The following is a 17,940-nucleotide window of genomic DNA, read 5'->3' on the forward strand; positions in this document are numbered from 1 at the left end:
AGAGAGCGTCAGCTGCCAGGCTGCCGTTCAGCAGGGGGACAGATCGGTGGTCCGGAGGCCGGTGCCGAACGGTTCCGTGACCGGGTGGGAGTCGCTTCGCCGAGTGGACACCGGCCAGCGGGTGGTGGCGGTGTCCGTCGTCCACGGTAGAGAGGGCGGCCGGCCGCGCACTGGAGGCCGACTGGACGCCACCACATCGATGTCCTTGCCGCACAACAACGTTTTGAGCTGGCCAAATATACGAATGTTCGAAAGCGAGCCGGCGGAGCACCGGCAGAACCGGCAGAACCGTTGCCCCACAGGGCGGCCAGCACTGCCCGATCGGCAGGTTTGGCCAGGATGGAACCCGGTGATTCAGTGTCGAAGATCATGGTCATCCGACCGGCCAACCGGCAGAATCGTGTGCTGGCGGCGCTGGTGGGACGGACGCGCAGCCATGACAGGGAGGCCCGTTGATGGCCGACAGCGGCGGTGAGATCCGACGACGACGACTGGATGCCGGACTGACCCAGGAGCAGTTGGCCGAACGGGCGGGGATCAGTGTCCGGGCGGTGCGTGACATCGAGCAGGGTCGGGTGCGCAACCCCCGGGCCGAGTCCCTCCGACGCATCGCCGACGCCGTCGGCCTGCCCCCACGGAAGCCACCGGGCCCCGCGCCACCGGCCCCGACGCCACCGCAGACCCTCCGGATCGACGTGCTCGGCCCGCTGCGGATCCAGGTCGGGGCGGAACCGGTCGCGCTCGGTTCCAACCGCCAACGGATGCTGCTCGGCCTGCTCGCCCTGCACCCGGACGCGATCGTGTCCCGCCATGAGATCGTCGACGTGCTCTGGGGTCACGACCCGCCGGACAGCTGCCTCAACCTCGTCCACACCTACGTCGCCCGGCTGCGCCGGGTACTGGACCGCCCCGGGGGCACCACCACCATCACCCACGTCGGCGGCGGGTACCGGCTCCGGGTGGACCCCTCCCAGCTCGACCTGAGCCAGTTCGCCACCGCCATCGAACGCGCCGAGGGCAGCGTCGCGGGCGACCTGCCGAGCCTGGACCGGCTCGCCGGAGCATTGGCGCTGTGGCGGGGGCCGGTGCTGGCCGACGCCGCGCCGAGCCTCACCCAGCACCCGGTCGCCGCCGCCCTGAACCGGCGGCGCATCGCCACCGCCGTCACCTACGCGACGCTCGCCGTCGACCTGGGCCTGCCCGAGCGGGCGGTCCGGGAGCTGCATGCGGTGGCCCGCCACGAACCGCTGCACGAACAGGTGCACGCCCGGCTGATGCTCGCCCTGGCCGCCTGCGGCCAGCAGGCCCGCGCGTTGACGCTGCACCGCCGGCTGCGGGACCGGCTCGCCGAGCAACTCGGCGTGGAGCCCGGCCCGGAGCTGCGCGAGGCGCAGCTGCGCATCCTGCGCCAGGACCTGCCCCGGGCGGTCGCCCGCGCGGGCAGCCCGGCGGGCGGCACCGGGCCGACGCCCGCCGAGACGGCACCACCCCGGGCCGAGGTGCCGCCGCCCCGCCCACCCCGGCACCGGCTCCCGGCGCAGTTGCCGGCCGACGTCGCCTACTTCACCGGGCGGAGCGCCCAGCTGGCCGCCCTCGACACGCTGCTGGCCAGGGCGACGGTGGACGGCGGGCCGGTGGTCGTCTCCGCCGTCACCGGAATGGCCGGGGTCGGCAAGACCGCCCTGGCGGTGCACTGGGCGCACCGGGTCCGCCGGCACTTTCCGGACGGGCAGCTCTACGTCAACCTGCGCGGCTACTCGGCGGCCAGCCCGGTCCCCGCGGCGGAGGCCCTCGCCGGGTTCCTGCACGCGCTCGGCGTACCGGCCGAGCAGGTGCCGGTCGACACCGGGCAGGCCGCCGCGCTGCTACGCACCATGCTGGACGGTCGCCGGATGCTGGTGCTGCTGGACAACGCCGCCAGCGCCGACCAGGTACGCCCGCTGCTGCCGGGAAGCACCGGCTGCCTGGCGCTGATCACCAGCCGGGACCGGCTCAGCGGGCTCGTCGCGGTCGACGGCGCACGACGCATCGACCTCGACGTGCTCACCGCGTCCGAGGCCAGCACCCTGCTCACCCGGATCCTCCCGACCGGACGGGTGGCCCGCCCAGGCGAGATCACCGAGCTGGCGACGGTCTGTGCCCGGCTGCCCCTGGCCCTGCGGATCGCCGCCGCCAACCTGATCGACCAGCCCGAGCAGTCGATCAGCGTGCACACCGCCCGGTTGACCGCCGGCAACCGGCTCGCCGGGCTGCGCATCGAGGGCGACGACCAGGCGGCCGTGCGGGCCGCCTTCGACCTGTCGTACGCCGCGCTGCCCGCCCCGGCCCGCCGGCTCTTCCGGCTGCTGGGGACCGCGCCGGGCACGGACGTCACGGTGGCCGCCGCCGCCGCGCTGGCCGGGATCGACGAGCCGGCCGCCACGCGCGAGCTGGACCGGCTCGCCGCCGCGCACCTCGTCCAGCAGGTCACCCCAGGCCGGTACGCCTTCCACGACCTGCTGCGGATCTACGCCCTGGAGCGGGCCACCGCGGAGGACCCCGCACCGGAACTGCGCTCCGCCACCGGACGCCTCTACGGCTGGTACCGGCAGCGGGCCGACGCCGCGGCCGCCGCGGTCTACCCCCACCTGGTGCGGCTGCCACCGGACCGGGCCGGACCGGTCGCCGGGACGCCGTTCCGGGACGCCGCCGAGGCGATGGCCTGGCTGGAGGACGAGCACCCCAACCTGATGCGGGTGATCGCGCACGCCGCCGGGAACGACGCCGACCCGGCCGCCTGGCGGATCCCGGACGCGCTGCGCGGCTACTACCAGTTCCGCCCGCACAGCGACGGACTGGTCGCCGCGGCCAGTGCGCTGCGCGCCGCCCAGCAGGCCGGCGACCATGCCGGCGAGGCCGCCAGCCGGCTCGGGCTGGCCAGCCTGCACCTGCGCCGCGGCGAGTACGAGGTGGGCCTGTCCCACGCCACCGCGATGATCGACGCGGCGCACCGGGCGGCCTGGCCGGAGGGCCTGGCGGCGGCGTACGGCACCTGCGGGCTGGTGCACCTGCGGGCCGGTCGGCTCGCCGAGGGGGCGGAGCTGACCCGGCTGGCGGTGAGCATCCACGAACGCCTGGGCGGCCCCGAACGGCTCAGCACCAGCCTCGGCAACCTCGGCGTCATCTACCGCGACATGGGCCGGCTCCACGAGGCTGCCGAGGTCTTCCGGCAGGCCCTGGCGCTGACCCGCAGCACCGGCATGTGGATGAGCGCCGGGATCAGCCTGAGCAACCTGGGCGAGGTGCAGCACGCCCTCGGCCGGCACGGCGAGGCGCTCGACCACCTGCGGGAGGCGCTGGAGCTGAGCCGGCGGACCGGCTACCGGCCGACCGAGACCGAGAGCCTGCGCCGGCTGGCGGCGCTGCGCGTACAGAGCGGGGAGCTGGGGCCGGCGGCCGAGCTGGCCACCGAGGCGCTGACCCTCGCCGAGCTGATCGGCGACACCGCCCAGCAGGCTGCCGCCCGCAACGTGCTGGGCGCGATCCACCTGCGCGACGGCGATCCGGCCGCGACCACCGAACACCGGCGGGCGCTCGAACTCGCCCGGGCCGGCGGTGCCCGGGGTGAGGAGGTCGAGGCGCTGATCGGGCTGGCCGAGGTGTACCGCGACAGCGACCCGGTGGAGGCGCTGGCGCTGGCCCGGCAGGCCCGGCGGGTGGCCCGGACCGCCGGCTACCGGGTCTGGGAGGGGCACGCCATGGTGGTCGCGGCCGAGGCGATGCAGGCCACCGGCCCGATGACCGCGGCCCGGACCGCCGAGGAGGCGCTGGCGATCCACCGGGAGACCGGGCACCTGCTCGGCCAGGTCCGCGCGCTGCGACTGCTCGTCGCGCTCGGCCCGGCCGGCGGCATCGACAGCGCCCAGCAGGCGACCTACCGGCGCGAGACGGCCGAGCTGGCCCGGCGGGTCCAGCCGGTGGTCGACGAGGAGCTGCCGGTCAACCCGTGACGGTGAAGTGGCGGCGGCTCTCCTCGTCCAGCGGGGTCAGGGTGGGCCGACCCGCCTCGTCCACCCGGAACGCCAACCGGCCCTCGACCGGGGACGAGTCGTCGGAGTGCGACGCTCGCCAACGGACCCGCAGCTCCGGCGCGTGGTCGTCGTCGCCCGGCTCCCACTCGGGGGTGAGGGCCAGCCGGATCCGGGAGCCGGTGCCGTTGCGCACCGGGTCGGGGCCGCCCCGGCCCGGCCCGCCGTCGGCTCCCGCCACCAGGAGCGCGACCTGCCGTAGGCCGGGGTGCCGCCGCCCCCGGTGCCACAGCACCGGCCACGCCTCCCGGTTGGTCGTCGGGTCGTCGCCGTAGTAGGCGTCGACGTCGACGTCGCCGTCCTCGGGGGGTCGCTCGACGCCACCGCGCTCGACGCCGGCCGGGGCGACCAGGTACCGGTGCACGGCGAACCGGAGGCCCAGCAGCAGCCGGACCGGGCCGGCCCGGCCCGGGTCGGCGTACCCCGCCTGGTAGGTCAGCAGCAACGCGCCGGGCTCCGGGGCCACCGCGTCCAGCATCGCCGTCCGCGCCCGACCGGCGGCGTCGCGTACCGCGAGGGTCTCCGGACCGTCCAGCCCCTGGAAGCCGGTCACCACGGCGGTGTCGTCGGTGTACGGCGTGAGTCGCACGCCGGCCGGGGCGGTCGGGGGGGCGGCGAGCCCGGTCGCGTGCCACGCCGGGCGGGTGCCGCCGGGCCGGCGGGCGGCGTGCGGCGGCACCCACGGCCGGTCGTGCACGCCGGCGTTGACCGGGGTGACGAGAAAGTGGGTACGGGTCGCCAGCGACTGGTCGGCCGCCTCGAAGAGCCCGTCGCTGTGCACCAGGAACGAGCCCACCTCGTCGTGGGCCGGGGTCAGCAGGACACCGTCGACCACGGTCGGCTCGTGGTGCACCCGGTAGCCGATCCGGACCGCCGGCACCGTCCCGTGGCCGGTCTCCAGCCGGGCGCTGAAGACCAGCGCGCCCACCTCGTTGAACTTGTTGAACGGGTTACGGCCGCCGCCGACGGCGTGCGGCGACACGCTCAGGTCGGTGACCCCCCAGCAGGGGAAACGCGCCAGCGCGTGCTGCCGGGAGGGCAGCGGGCCCGGCCCGATGTCGGCCACCACGTAGTCGAAGGTGGTGAACCGGACCAGCAGGTCCACGCAGACCCGTTTCGGACCGGTCGGGCCGCCCAGCCGACGCAGGTAGCGCAGCCAGTAGGAGTGCTGCCGTTGCTGGTCACCGCGGACCATGCCGGCACCGGCCAGGTAGGGCTGCGCCGGGGTGACCAGCTCCCGCAGCGTCGCCTGCTCCGGGAAGCCGGCACCGCTGAATCCGGTCACCGTGAAGGGGTCGCCCACCGGCTGATCGGGTCGGTAGCCGACCAGCCGCATCCGACTCGGCACGGTGCGCCCCCTCAGCTCGTCACGGTCAGGTGCTGGTAGGTCTGCTCGTCGCCGAGCCGGACCACCGGCCCGCCGGAGGCGTCCACGGTGATCAGGAACGACCCGCCGACCGGCACGGCGGGGCCGGCGGCCGGGTCCACCGCCTCCTCGGACCAGCGGACCAGCAGGCCCGGCACGTCGTCGGCCGTCCCGTCGTACCACTCGGGGACGAACCGTAGCCGTGAGCCGACCGGCGCGGCGGCACCGGCCGGATCGGGGTCGGCGTCGTCGGGCAGGGGGCGCAGCGACACGTCGACGAAGCCGGGGTGCCGACGACCGTGGTGGAAGACCACCGCGTCGGCGAACTCGTTCATGTCGATCAGGTACGAGCAGGTGAGCAGGCGCAACGCCAGTCGGGCCCGGACCCGGCCGGCCCGGGGTCCGTCGCCCCGGTCACCGGGCCGGGCGTACTCCACGATCATGCCGTCGTCGCGGGTGTCGCCGCCCATCGACGCCCGGTACCAGCGGGGGTGGCCGGTGTGCCAGACCTCGATCTGGTCGGGGCCGGCCATCCGCTCGAAGCCCTGCACCTCGACCGCCCCCCGGCGGGCCCGGCCGGTCGACACCCGAAGGGCGGTGACCGGCGGCGGGACCGAGACGTCGGTCGCCTGGTAGACGGTGAGGCTACGCCCGGGCGGTGGGTCGGCCCCGACCATCGGCCGTCCGTGCACCGTGCCGCTGACCGGGACGAGCCGCCACGACGAGCACCCGGGCGTGCCGGACCCCGGTTCCAGGGTGACCCCGCCGTCGCTGTGCACCGTCAGCGCCCCGGTCTCCTCGTACCCCGGGGCCATCGCGGCTCCGAGCAGCGGATTCTCCACGTGCCGTACCCGGTGCTCGACCCGGATCGCCGGCACCACGGCACCGGTGCCGGTGGGGGTGAACACGACCTTCGGCTCGAAGACCAGGTGACCGGCGTCGTTGAACTTGTTGAACGGGTTCCGGCCGCCGGCCCCGGTGGACCGCAGCGAGATGCTGAGGTCCTCGATCCCCCAGAGGCCCAGCACCGGCGGCGCCGAGCGGGGCGAGTACCGGTCCACCCGGGGGCGGGCCTGGTAGGGAAAGGTGCTGAACCGGATCAGCAGCTCCACCGCGACCAGCTTCCGGTGCCCCGGTCCCCGGTAGTGGTACCGCAGCCAGTAACAGTGCCGGTGGGTCCGGGTGCCCCGGTCCAGCCACACCGCGCCGTCCTGGCCGTCCGGCCACAGCTCCTCGGCGAGGATCTCCCCGACCGGCAGGCCGGCGTCCCGGAAGCCGGTCACGGTGAACCGGTTGCCGGACAACTCCTCCGGCTCGTACTCGATGCTGGTCACGACGCGTGATCCCTTGTTCGGCCGGACGGCCCACCGGGCGCGGCGGTGCCCGGTGAGTCCATCGGGTGCGGCGGATGTCGGGCCGGTGGCCGGGGAGCGGCCCCGGCCCGACCCCGGCGGATCACACGAGTTTGTACTCGCGGGCCAGGTACTGGAACTCCTCCACCGTCAGCACCGTGGCCAGGATGCGCTGGTCGGCCTCGGAGAGGTCGTCCACCTCGTCGTCCAGCACCCGGTCCAGGACCGCGCGGGCGGCGTCCGGGTCGAGGTCGGTCAGCGGCTCCGGTGCCGGTTCGACCGGCCCGTCCGGGTGCTGCCCGGGCTGCTCCCCGGGGTACGCCGACCCGTCCTGCCCCGACCCGTCGTAGGCCTGCTGGTCGTAGGCCCGGCCGTCGTAGGCCTGCTGGTCGTAGGCCTGCCCCTCGTAGCCCTGCTCGCCGTAGACCTGGCCGTCGTACGCCTGCCCGTCGTAGCCCTGCCCGTCGTACGCCTGGCCGTCGTAGCCCTGCCCGTCGTAGGCCTGCCCGTCGTAGCCCTGCCCGTCGTACGCCTGCCCGTCGTAGGCCGGCTCGTCGTGTTGGGCCGCCTGGTACGCCGCGGCGGCCCACGCCTGCGTCACCGAGTCGATCAACCGGGCCATCTCCGCCGCCGGCTCACCCATCTCGTCGACAGCGAAGATCTCCACCGGTTCGAGGGAGCCGGCCCGCTGGTAGACGGTGGCGTAGAAGTCGGCCAGCCACTCGTTGCGCTGGTACCAGTCCGGATCGCCCCACCCCTGTCCGAGCAGGTCGGGCAGCAGCTCCCAGCCGGTCTGCGGCTGCTCGGCGATGATGTGGTGCGCGCTGACCGCCGCCCAGCTCAGATAGGCGTACGCGTCGTCGAGGCCGGCCGGGCCGGTGGTGTCGAAAACCTCTGGGTAGTTCATCGTGGATCCCCCGCTCAGCCCGTGACGGTGAAGTACTTGTTGCTGTCGGCGTCCAGCAGGCGCAGCACCGGGCTGCCGGACTGGTTGACCCCGAGCCGGAACTGCCCCTTGTTGTGGTGGCTGCGGGACCGCACGTCGGCACCGGCGTGTTCGGCGGCCCAGTCGATCCTGAGCTGCACGCCGACCTGCCCCTGGACCTCCTCGACGTACGGCCCGAAGAAGAGCGTCGACTCCTCGTGGTGCCGGTTCTTCACCGCGTCGACGTCGTACCGCTCGCCCTTCTCCCCGACCACCGCCGCCTCGCCGCGCCCCACCTCCAGCACCCGCAGGGAGACGTTCCGGAAGGCGGTGTACCGCACCCCGTTGTGGTAGACGATCTGCCGGTTGCCCTGGTCGTCCGGCGCGGTCAGGTAGGGCACCAGGGTGAACCGCAGCAGCAGCAGCGCCCTGATCTTGGTGCGGACCTTCCGGCCCAGCACGGCACCGTCGCGGACGTACTCCAGCCGCAGCGCCGCCTCGTACCCGTCCTCCTCGGCGGCCGAGGCGACCACCGGCTGTTGACCGTCGTTGCGGACGGTGACGGTGTTCGGGCCGTCCATCCGGTCGAAGCCGATCACCTTCATCCCCTTGTGCTCGTGCGGGTCGAGCATCCGGCCACCGTGGTCGATCCCACCCAGCTCGATCCGTTGCGCGTTGAGCACGGTGGTCGTGGCCGTCCGGCCGTCCTGGGCCACCGGCACGACCCGGGTCGGGCGCTGGTGCACGCTGCCGCTGAGCGGGGTGATCCGGAAGTGCTTGTCGGTACGCCCTTCACCGGGGTCGATCTCGAAGCTGCCGTTGCTGTGCACCAGGAACGCGCCGACGTCGTTGTGGCTCAGCCCGAGCGGCGCACCGAACACGTTCTTGGCCTGGTGCTGCACCCGGTAGTTGATCCGCAGGTGCGGCATGCCGTCGTTGGCGGCGGCCACGTCGAAGGTCAGGCTGCCGGACTCGTTGAACTTGTTGAACGGGTTCCGCCCCCGTCCGGTCGCCATCAGCGACACGCTCAGGTCGGTGATCCCCCAGCACGGATAGCCGCGCAGGACCGCCGACTCCTGGTCGGTCGGGCCGTCATCACCCTCCCGCGGCACGTAGTCGAAGGTGGTGAACCGCACCAGCAGCTCCACGCAGACCCGCTTCTTGTCCGTGATCCCGATGCCCCGGCGCAGGTAACGCAGCCAGTAGACGTGCTGCCGGGACTGACTGCCCCGGACCATGACGAGCTGGCTCCGGGCGATCGGCACCGGTGCGATCAACTGGTTCAGCGGCACCTCCGGCAGGAAACCGGCGTTGCTGAACCCGCTGACCTGGAATACCCCGTCTGTCAACCCCTTGACCTGACCCTGCGCGAACCCGATCAGGTTCGCGGTGGTGTTCAAGGCGACGGCGACTTCTGACACGGATGCACCTCCGACGTGGCTGACCGTCGACCCGTTGACCGACGGTGGTGGTTGTTGCGGTGTTGCGCCGGGATGCCGCGCCCCGGCGTGACGTGCCGCCCGACGCCGCTCACTCCCGGGCGAAGAACTCGAACTCGCTGACCGCCACGTCGGTGCCCTTCTCGGCCCGGTGCACGTCGGTGACCTGGATCTGCACGCTGGTGACCCCGTCGGCCCCGTCGAGGGTGAGCGTCTGCGGCTCGCCGGTGTCCTCGACGGTCAGGGTGTCCGAGCGGTTGGTGGAGTAGACCAGGTGCAGGGTCATCGGCCGGTGGGTCGCGGTGTAGTCCTCGGCCGTGCCGGCGGTCACGATCAGCCGTTCGAGGTCGACCTCGGCCGCGAAGCGCAGGGTGACGGTCGGCGGCTTCTCCCTGTCCCAGCGCACCTGCCAGTGCGTGTTGCGGTACTGGTCGACACTGAGCTCCGGCCCGTGGTCGCGCACCGAGGCCCCGCCGGTCACCTGCACCGGGCGGACCGCCACGAACCGTGGGTTGATCTTCCGGTCCACCCAGTCCCGCGCCCCGGTCACCGGCCCGGAGACCGCCCCGTTGATCCGCTCCCGCAGCGGCGGATAGATCAGGTACGCCACCCCGATCGCGAAGAGCAGCACCGCGGCGACCGCGTTCGACCGCTGGTAGATGGAGTGCAACACGCCACCCACCCCACCCGGCCGCCCGCCGCCGGGCGTACCGGGGCGGGCACCGGCGGCGGTGACCCGGGGGCCACGTCGCGGCAGCAGGCGCTGCCACCAGCGTCGCCGGACCACCTCGGCGCTCCGCAGCGAGTCCCCGCAGCGACTGCAGAACCGCCGGGTCGGCGCGTTGCCCTCGCCGCACTCGCCGCAGATGAGGTCACCGGGTTGCCGCCGCCGGGTGGGTGCCCGGTTGCCGACGGTGGCCACCCGGGGCCGTACCGCCTGTGGACTGACCTCCTCGGGCGTGGCGGTCGCCGCGGTGCCGGCCCCGGGCCGGGCACCGGCCCGGCCGCCGGTGATCGGTGCCCCGGGCAGCACCGGGTCGGCCGCGCCGTCGGGGGCGACCAGGGCACTGGTGTACGGCGCGGCGCGGGTGTCGCGGCGGGGCGACGCGGACGGGGCCACCGGCTTGCGCGGCGCGGCCGGCAAGGTGGCACCGACCACCCCCGGTGGCGGTGGCGGCAGCCGGCGCGACGGCACCACGGCCCCGGTCGAGGCGGCCTCCGGCGCACCGGCCGGGGTGCCGCCCCGCGCCGACGACACGTCGCCGACCGGAGTGCCGTCCGCTGGCGACGATGCTCCGGCGGCCGGGAGGTCGTGGGTCGACGACGCCTCGTCGGCCGGGGTGTCGCTGTCGCCCGGCCCGTCGGCTGTCGGCCGGGCGGGCGGAACGACCCGCTCCCCCGGCGGACCGGACGCAGGCTGACCGGACGCGGGCGGACCGGTGCGGGCCGCCCGGTCCGGCAGCCGGGCCGCCGGCACTCCCGGCGGCGGCGGTGGCAGCCGGCGCGGCGGCGCCGCGACCGCCGGAGCGCCGGCCGCCGCGACCGGACCCCCGGCACCGGCGGACCCACCCGCCGGCAGGTCACCGGGCAGCCCGGGCGGGCCGGGACGCGCCCCCGGCGGGCGCGGTGCCGCGGACGCGGGCCGGCCCCCTGCGGAGCCGACCCCCGGCGGACCCGACCGGCCCCCCGCGGAGCCGACCCCCGGCGGACCCGACCGGCCCCCCGCGGAGCCGACCCCCGGCGGACCCGACCGGCTCCCCGCGGGAGCCGTCCCGGGCGGGCCGGGACGCACACCGGGCGGCACGGGACCGGACGGACCCAGGCCGGGCGGACCCGGACGCCCGGCCGGCGGGCTCAGCCCCGGCGGACCGGGGCGTACCCCGGGCGGGCCGGGCCGGGCACCGGGTGGCACGGGACCGGACGGACCCAGCCCCGGCGGACCCGGCCGTACCCCGGGCGGACCCAGCCCCGGCGGACCGGGGCGCACCCCCGGCGGACCCAGCCCCGGCGGACCCGGGCGGACCCCCGGCGGGCCGCCGAGCGGGCCGCCCGGTCCGGACCCGCGTCCGGTCCCGTCACCGACCCGCACCACACCCTCGTTCACCGGAGACCCGCCCGGAGCCGGCGCGATCACCCCGGCGATGCGTTGCAGGAGGCTCGGCTTCTGCCGGAACTCCCGCTCCGCCTCCTGGACCGTCTCGACCGGGATCTTCGGCGTGGTCTTCTCGCCGGTCCACTCCAGGAAACTGCCGCAGGACCCGCAGAAGGTGTCCGCGTCACCGTTGTGGTTCCCACACTCACGACAGATGATCACGGTGGAGCACCTCCAGGGTCGTCGTCACGTGCGCCGGTACGACCGCGCGGCACAGCTCGTCGAGGGCGTGCACGGCGACCGACCCGGGCTCGGCCACCCACACGCGCACGTGCACCCGGGCCGGCGGCAGTGCGGCCGGCAGCGGCTCCGGGCGGGTGGACCAGGAGACCCCGGTCGAGTCGAGGACCTCCACCTCGCCGCCGGTGGCCAGCTCCAGGGCGGTCCGCAGCCCGGCGACCGTCCCGCGCAGCCGGTGCGCGTCGACCGCGCCGGCCACCATCGCGCGCTGCCGCTCGACCGGCCAGTTCTCGTCGAGGTGGGCGCCCACCCAGTCACCGAGCCAGAGCAGGAAATCCGGCGGGGCCAACCACGGATCCAGGTACGCGTCGAGGCAGTCCAGCGTGGACACCACCGGCGCGAGCACCTGGTCCAGCCCCTCGGTCCAGCGCACCAGCAGGTCGTCCTCCTGCAACAGGGCGGGCAGGAAACCGGCGATCGGGTACGGCATCGCCACGTCGACCGGGCCGCGCATCAGTTCTCCTCCACCCGGAGCTGGTGGTCGAAGGAGAAGACCAGGCTGTCCGGTTCCAGGTCGATCCGGCCGGCCTCGGTGCCCCGCTCGCCGGTCACCGGGTTGGCGGTGAACAGCCGCAGGTCCTCCACCAGCTCCACCCCCCGCACCCGCTGCAACACGGCGAAGAGTTCACCGGCCTGCACCGGACGCCCGAACGGCCAGCCCCGGCCGTCCGGACCACCGCCGACCAGCGGGCTGAGGAAGCCGTACAGGGCGGCCAGGCCCTCGGCCCGGACCCGCTCGACGACCACCCGCGGCCGGGCGACCACCCGGGCCACCACGGTCACCCCCCGGTAGCGGGGCGGCTCGACGACCACCCGGGTGCCGACCAGCCGCGTGGCGTCCAGCCGCTCGGCCACCCGGGCGAGGCTCGACTCCGCCGGGATCAGGTCCTCCAGCCGCAACCGTCCCTCCTCGGCGGGTGCCGCCGGCACCACCAGGATCCGGGCCACCGGCGGCCCGTCACCGTTGCTCGGCACGCAGCGGACCCGGGCCAGTTCCGGGGCGGCCTCCCGGGCGAGCACCTCGTGGTCCTCGGCGGTCACCGCGCGACTGCGGCTACGCAGGGTCAGCGGGCCACGGCGGCGGGCCTCGTCCAGGGTCTCGCCGTCCACCCCGCCACTGGCCGGGCGGCGGTTCTCCACCCCGGCCACGTACGGGATCGAGGTCCGCAGGGCGGTCACCGCTCCGATGCCCACGTTGCCCCGGCTACCGCCGCCGACCGCGTACCGCCGCAGCCGCAGCCGGCCGCCCCGGGGCGGCACCGCGCCGTAGCGGCGCAGGGTGCCGTCGGGTTGCCGGACGGCCGGACCGAAGACCACCTCACCGGCCACCCCGTCGAGCAGGAAGTGCCGGTCGTCGGGGCCGCTGCCGGCGAAGTGCTCGACCGGCGACCACCGCTGCCAGCCGTCGTCGGAACTGACCTCCAGCACCGGGTCGCCGAAGCCGACCAGCACCGGCCGGCGGGTCAGCGTGAACCGCTGACCCGGCACCCCCTCGGAGTCGCCGATCTCCTCGTCGTCCACCAGGTCGGCGTGCACCGCCTCGGTGGTGCCGCCGACGGTGTTGGCGGCCAGTCCGAGCAGCACCGGTGAGGCGCTGTAGCCGGGCTGCCCCTCCTCCGGGGCCACCACCCGGGCCCGCAGCCAGCCGGCCAGCACCCCGTCGACCAGGGTGGCCTGGTGGCCGTCGGGCACGTGCAGCAGGATCGCCCCGGGCCGGTTCAGCGCGCCGGTCTCGTCCAGGCCGACCTCGCACTCCAGCCAGCCGTCGACGCCGCGCGCCTCCCAGCGCAGCGGCGGGTGCAGCGGGTTGACCCCGACACCGTCGACCCGTCCCTCGAACTCCAGCCGCACCGCACAGCCGCCGACCGGACGGTCCAGCCCGATCAGCAGCTCGTCGCCGGGCTGCGGCACCGGGGAGAACGCCGCCACCGGGCCGCCCAGCTCCAGCGCGCCGGTCTGGTCGGTGCTCCCGTCGGCGGTCCGGACCCGGAGCTGGGTCAGCGCGCACGGCGGCACGGCGAGATCGGCGAGGGTGGCGAAGACCAGGGGATCCCCGCCGTCGGCGACGGTCACCGCCCGGGTTCCCGCCGGGACGACCTGGGTGGCGCGGGCCGGCGTGGACAGCCAGAAGGTCAGGGTGGTCCGGGCGGCCGTGGGTGGCACCAGGCGTACCCCGATCAGCTCCAGGAACTTCACGTAGAGCCGGTCGGGCACCCGGTTGAGCCGGTAGATGAGCTGGTCGGTCAGGGACGCGAAGGTCTCGATCAGGGTGATCCCCGGATCGGCCGGGTGCAGGTCCGTCCACTCCGGGCAGCGGTCGGCGATCAACCGGCGGGCGTCACCGACCAGCTCGTCGAAGCCACGGTCGTCGAGGTCGGGGGCGGGCAGTGCCATCAGCCGAGCACCCCCGTCCCGGTCAGTTCCCGGTCACCGGGGAGGGTCTGCAGGTTGAGCCCGAGAACGCCGGGCTCGTCGGTGTCGCGTACCCGGTAGCGGACCTCGATGTGCAGCAGGCCGTCGCCGCCGGTCGGGTCCTCGGTGACGGTGACGTCGTCGATCTCGGCCCGGGTCTCCCAACGCTCCAGCGCGGCACGCACCTCCACCGCCACCGCCCGGCGGGTCTGCCCGGTGACCGGCTCGAAGACGAAGTCCCGCAGCCGGGAGCCGAACTCCGGCCGCATCGGGCGCTCACCCGGGTAGGTCGCCAGGATCACGCACATCGCCTGCTCCAGGAGAGCGGTACCACTGATCATGGCGAGCCGGCCGTTGGGCTGGACCCGCAGCGGAAAGGCACACCCGGTGCCGATGACGTCGGCCTGCATGGCACTCCTCAGTTGAGCTGGATGGGTTTGCCCTTGATGGCGGTCGACGCGGTGCCGCTGATGTTGACCTGCGTACCGCTGATGTCGACCGTCTTGCCCTTGAGCTTCAGGCTGGCGCCGCCGTCGAGGGTGAGGCTGCCACTCGGCCCCGCCTTGATCTCGACGGCGGTCTGCCCGGTGCACTCGATGATCAGCTTGCCGGGCTTGTCGGGGGCGCAGCGCAGGGTCACCGTGCCGGCCACCTGGTCCATCGCCAGCGAGAGCTTGTCGCCCTTGGTGCCGAGCACCACGTCGGCGGCGGTGGGCTGGCCCTTGCCGCCCGGCGGCACCTCGTCGTGGAAGACCAACCGGCTGCCGGCGGGCGAAAGCAGCCCACGCCTGATCACCGAACCGGTCTGCCCCACCGACTTCACCCCGCTCGCGCCGGGTTTCGTCGACGACGTCTGCCCGCCGTCCAGGCCGTACCCGGTGTGCCGGCTGGGCAGGCAGCCGAGCACGTACGGCCGGCGTACGTCACCGAACTCGAACGCGACGAGCACCTGGTCACCCGGCTCGGGCACGAAGAAGGCACCCCCGGTCGGGCCGGCGAAGAGCTGCCCCACCGGCGCCCAGTCGGTCTCGTGCTCCGGCGACAGCCAGGGCAGCGCCAACGTGACCCGGCCCAGGTTCTGCGGATCCCGCACGTTGCTGACCACCCCGCAGACCACGCCGTCGATCCGGGCCGGCCCGCCCGGGTCGCCACCGGCACCGCCGACGTTCGCCAGACCGAGCAGCGAACGGTCCTCCGCGCCGCCGACGGTGAACTCGGTGCGGTAGCCCTCCTCGGCCTCGTCGAAGACGTGCCGGGCGGCGCTGAGCGTCCAGGTCCCGGCGAACGGTGCCGGCACCCCGTCGACCTTGACCGCCTTCCCGGCGACCAGCCGGGCGTCGCCCAGGGCCTCCCCCTCCGCCTCGGCGAACCCGCCACCGAGGCTGGCGGCGAGCCCCTTCGCGACCTGGGTGACCGCGCCGTCGGCCCGACCGGGCACGGGCAGGCCCCGGCCGACCAGGACGTGCGCGCGCGGCCCGGGTGCCGGTCCCACGTCGCCGACCGCGCTGTTACCGGCCCGCGCGGGTGCCGGAGCGCCCCGGGGCACGAAGGTGTCGGCGGCACCGGTCGGCGTCCAGCCGGCCAGGCTCACCTGCTCGGCGGTGGTCGCGGTGCGGCTCGCCACCGCCGTCGCCGCGACCGGATCCCAGGCCCGCACCTCCACCTCGGGGGCGAGGTTGCCGGCGCTGACCCGGGGCAGGAAACGGCGCAGGTTGCCCCGGAAGGTCAACGGCAGCGGACTGCCGGCCCGCCGGGCGGTGGCCGCCCGGCGGAAGTGGAACCGGTCCCCGTCGGCGCCGATCTCGTAGCCGATCTCCCGGGCCCGGGCGGTCAGGAACTCCCAGTCGGTCTGCGCGACCTGGGACAGGTGGGCCAGCCTGCCGGTGGTGGCGTCGATCGTGCCGACCGACAGCTTCGCGGCGGACGCCACCTGCCGGGCGATGTCGGAATCCGACTGGTTGAGGAAGGTGCGCGTGCGCCGGACCCGGTGCAGCCGGTGGTCGTGGGTGTAGCCGCGCACCACCACGTGGGCGCTGAGATCCACGAAGTGCCCCTCCACGGCGGTCACCTCGCCACTGATCAGCCGGTGCTCGGCCGAGCCGTCCCCGGTCGGGCCGAAGACCTGTACGGCGGTGCCCAGCTCCAGCCCGGCCGTGCGCAGCACGCTGCCGTCCAGGTCGGCGAAGGTCAGCTCGAACATGTCCGGCAGCGCGGCCTGGGTGTCCACCACCACCCGTACCAGCTGGTCGGCGGCGGCCGTGGGCAGCGCCCGGCCGGCGGTGCCCACGGTGACCCGGGGGCGCAGGGTCGCCGTGCCCCAGAGCAGACCGTGCCGGTCGATCGCGGTCATCGTCCGGCCCCCACTACCGCCGCGCCCCGGTGGAAGCCCCCCGGGCCTGCGCCCGCATCGGGTCGTCCAACCCGCTGGCCACCGCCCGCTGACGCCACTGCGCCGGATCGGTCCGCACCGCCCGGGTCGGCACCGGACCGCCGCGCTTCGGGAAGATCTCCCCCTCGATCACGATCAGGTCCAGGGCGGCCTGGGCCCGTACCGGCTGGCCCTCCCCGTCGAACCGGGTCAGATTGACGTTGAGCGTGCTCAGGTTGACCGCCATCGACAGCTTCCCCCAGGTGAAGGTCAGCCGGGGCAGCTCGATGCCGGACGCGCTGCGGCTCTGCTCGTCGACGCTCGGCGGGCCGGAGAAGGCGATCAGCTTCTGCACGTCCTGGGCCACCCCGGCACCGACCAGCAGCACCTCGCCGGCCATCACCCGCAACGCGGTGTCGGAGGTCAGCTCCACGCCCCGGCCCCGGCCGACGAGCTGGCTGGCCCGGGAGGAGCGGGTGATGCCCATCTTGGCCGGGTTGTAGGAGAACGTGACCCGGCCGAGCGACGGGGACGACAGGCTGGCCGTCTCCGCCTTGGCCTGCAGGTCGGGAAAGAAGCCCTCGTGCACCAGCTCCAGCCGCTCCACCGCGACCTGGTTGCTGTCCGAGGAGAGGTCCGGGCCGGTCCACGACGACGGTCGTACGCCGTAGAGCAGCCAGCTGTTGACCGGCTCGCCGTCGGCGTCGAGCAGGGTGATCCGGGCGGTGGTCCGGGTGTCGTCGCCGGTGCCGTCCTGCCACGACCGCAGCACCCCGACCAGCCACTGTTGCAGCTGCGCCGAGCTCTCCCGGTGCACCGCCCGTTCCAGCACGACCGGGGCGTAGCTGACCTCGCCGGGCAGGTGGTACTGGCCGACGTAGTCGCCGGTCACCCGGACCACCTCGGGCCGGAAGTCGGCCCGCAGCCCCCGGCAGGAGCGCCACAGGCCGATCGGGACGTCCCCGATGGTCACCTGGAAACGCATCGCCAGGCCGAGCTTGAGGGTCCGCTTGACCCCGGGGCCGTCCCGGAACATCTGGAGCAGGCCGCCGGAGGCGAGACCCTGCGCGGTCTGGCTCGGGTCGCCCAGCATCCCGCCGAGCTGCCCCGCGGAGATCGCCGCCATCAGAGCGAGAACTTCACGTCGTCGTGCAGGAAACCGGTGTGCGCCAGCTCCAGCGTCTCCACCGCGACACCACTGTGGCTCGGGTCGAGTTCCGACACCGACCAGCCGACCGGGAAGAAGTGCTTCAGGTCCCAGCCGACGATCTTCAGGCCGAGGCTGTCGACGAGCTGGATCGTGCCGCTGAGCGGGCGGTACCGGTTGGCCTGCTGGCAGAGCCACTCCTGGACGACCTGGGAGTCGAAGCAGACCGCCCGGCTGAGCCGGATCCGGCTGTAGGTCGGCTCACCCACGTAGGTGAAGACGTCGTTGCTGTCGCCGGCCCGGTACTCGCAGACCTGCCAGGTCACCCCCAGCCCGGAGACCCGGGACCAGGAGCCGAGGTTGTACCGCTCGTCGTCGATGACCACGAGGTACCGGTGATTGACGCCGGTGACCTCGAAGAAGCCGCCCATGACGCGGGCCGCGGTGGAAAGACCGCCTGCCATCGTTTCGT

The 17,940-nt window shown here is 74.5% G+C and carries 12 protein-coding genes; 1 reads left to right on the forward strand and 11 read right to left on the reverse strand.

Translation table 11 applies throughout. The annotated features are described in order from the left end of the window. The first annotated feature begins 455 nt into the window (after positions 1-455). Positions 456-3,989: a BTAD domain-containing putative transcriptional regulator gene (locus GA0070623_RS14930; RefSeq protein WP_067314246.1), complete on the forward strand. Its 3,534-nt coding sequence runs from the start codon at positions 456-458 to the stop codon at positions 3,987-3,989. Here the strand turns inward: GA0070623_RS14930 and GA0070623_RS14935 are convergent. The 11 genes from GA0070623_RS14935 to GA0070623_RS14985 form a co-directional block, all read right to left on the reverse strand. Then, positions 3,979-5,415 carry a hypothetical protein gene (locus GA0070623_RS14935; RefSeq protein WP_157517644.1) on the reverse strand — a complete coding sequence of 479 codons (1,437 nt, stop codon included), beginning with the start codon at positions 5,413-5,415 and terminating at the stop codon, positions 3,979-3,981. The two genes, GA0070623_RS14930 and GA0070623_RS14935, sit on opposite strands and share 11 nt — an antisense overlap. Before the next feature lie 11 nt (positions 5,416-5,426). After that, positions 5,427-6,767, reverse strand: a complete 1,341-nt coding sequence (locus GA0070623_RS14940) for a hypothetical protein (protein ID WP_067314250.1) — start codon at positions 6,765-6,767, stop codon at positions 5,427-5,429. A 121-nt stretch (positions 6,768-6,888) separates the two neighbouring features. Further along, positions 6,889-7,692 (reverse strand): hypothetical protein, encoded by an 804-nt coding sequence (locus tag GA0070623_RS14945; protein WP_089004062.1) that lies wholly within the window; start codon positions 7,690-7,692, stop codon positions 6,889-6,891. Positions 7,693-7,706: 14 nt separating this feature from the next. Further along, positions 7,707-9,131, reverse strand: coding sequence for a hypothetical protein (locus GA0070623_RS14950; RefSeq protein ID WP_157517689.1), 1,425 nt, complete (start codon positions 9,129-9,131; stop codon positions 7,707-7,709). Positions 9,132-9,240: 109 nt separating this feature from the next. Beyond that, the gene (locus GA0070623_RS29995; RefSeq protein ID WP_157746975.1) at positions 9,241-10,407 is read right to left on the reverse strand and encodes a zinc ribbon domain-containing protein; all 1,167 of its coding nucleotides are present in this window, start codon (positions 10,405-10,407) and stop codon (positions 9,241-9,243) included. A 1,039-nt stretch (positions 10,408-11,446) separates the two neighbouring features. Further along, entirely contained in the window at positions 11,447-11,995 is a 549-nt protein-coding gene (locus tag GA0070623_RS14960) for a phage tail protein (RefSeq protein ID WP_067314489.1), read from the reverse strand. After that, positions 11,995-13,935: a putative baseplate assembly protein gene (locus GA0070623_RS14965; RefSeq protein ID WP_067314491.1), complete on the reverse strand. Its 1,941-nt coding sequence runs from the start codon at positions 13,933-13,935 to the stop codon at positions 11,995-11,997. The genes GA0070623_RS14960 and GA0070623_RS14965 overlap by 1 nt, the downstream gene beginning before the upstream one ends. Next, positions 13,935-14,363, reverse strand: coding sequence for a GPW/gp25 family protein (locus GA0070623_RS14970; protein ID WP_084261582.1), 429 nt, complete (start codon positions 14,361-14,363; stop codon positions 13,935-13,937). Before GA0070623_RS14970 ends, GA0070623_RS14965 begins: the two co-directional genes overlap by 1 nt. Positions 14,364-14,371: 8 nt before the next feature. Further along, the gene (locus GA0070623_RS14975) at positions 14,372-16,303 is read right to left on the reverse strand and encodes a phage baseplate assembly protein V (protein WP_067314494.1); all 1,932 of its coding nucleotides are present in this window, start codon (positions 16,301-16,303) and stop codon (positions 14,372-14,374) included. 13 nt (positions 16,304-16,316) lie between these two features. Beyond that, positions 16,317-17,447, reverse strand: a complete 1,131-nt coding sequence (locus GA0070623_RS14980; protein ID WP_067314497.1) for a phage tail protein — start codon at positions 17,445-17,447, stop codon at positions 16,317-16,319. Continuing rightward, a complete protein-coding gene (locus GA0070623_RS14985) occupies positions 17,447-17,932 on the reverse strand; it encodes a phage tail protein (protein WP_084261583.1) in 486 nt (161 codons plus the stop codon). Before GA0070623_RS14985 ends, GA0070623_RS14980 begins: the two co-directional genes overlap by 1 nt. Between the last annotated feature and the right edge of the window lie 8 nt (positions 17,933-17,940).

It is taken from the genome of Micromonospora rifamycinica (genome assembly GCF_900090265.1).
GTDB lineage: Bacteria > Actinomycetota > Actinomycetes > Mycobacteriales > Micromonosporaceae > Micromonospora > Micromonospora rifamycinica.

Bases quoted from the DNA above. Each gene is read 5' to 3' on its own strand.
- GA0070623_RS14960 (WP_067314489.1), bottom strand. From the start codon at position 11,995: ATGCGCGGCCCGGTCGACGTGGCGATGCCGTACCCGATCGCCGGTTTC.
- GA0070623_RS14970 (WP_084261582.1), bottom strand. From the start codon at position 14,363: ATGCAGGCCGACGTCATCGGCACCGGGTGTGCCTTTCCGCTGCGGGTC.
- GA0070623_RS14930 (WP_067314246.1), top strand. From the start codon at position 456: ATGGCCGACAGCGGCGGTGAGATCCGACGACGACGACTGGATGCCGGA.
- GA0070623_RS14980 (WP_067314497.1), bottom strand. From the start codon at position 17,447: ATGGCGGCGATCTCCGCGGGGCAGCTCGGCGGGATGCTGGGCGACCCG.
- GA0070623_RS14985 (WP_084261583.1), bottom strand. From the start codon at position 17,932: ATGGCAGGCGGTCTTTCCACCGCGGCCCGCGTCATGGGCGGCTTCTTC.
- GA0070623_RS14945 (WP_089004062.1), bottom strand. From the start codon at position 7,692: ATGAACTACCCAGAGGTTTTCGACACCACCGGCCCGGCCGGCCTCGAC.
- GA0070623_RS14965 (WP_067314491.1), bottom strand. From the start codon at position 13,935: ATGGCACTGCCCGCCCCCGACCTCGACGACCGTGGCTTCGACGAGCTG.
- GA0070623_RS14975 (WP_067314494.1), bottom strand. From the start codon at position 16,303: ATGACCGCGATCGACCGGCACGGTCTGCTCTGGGGCACGGCGACCCTG.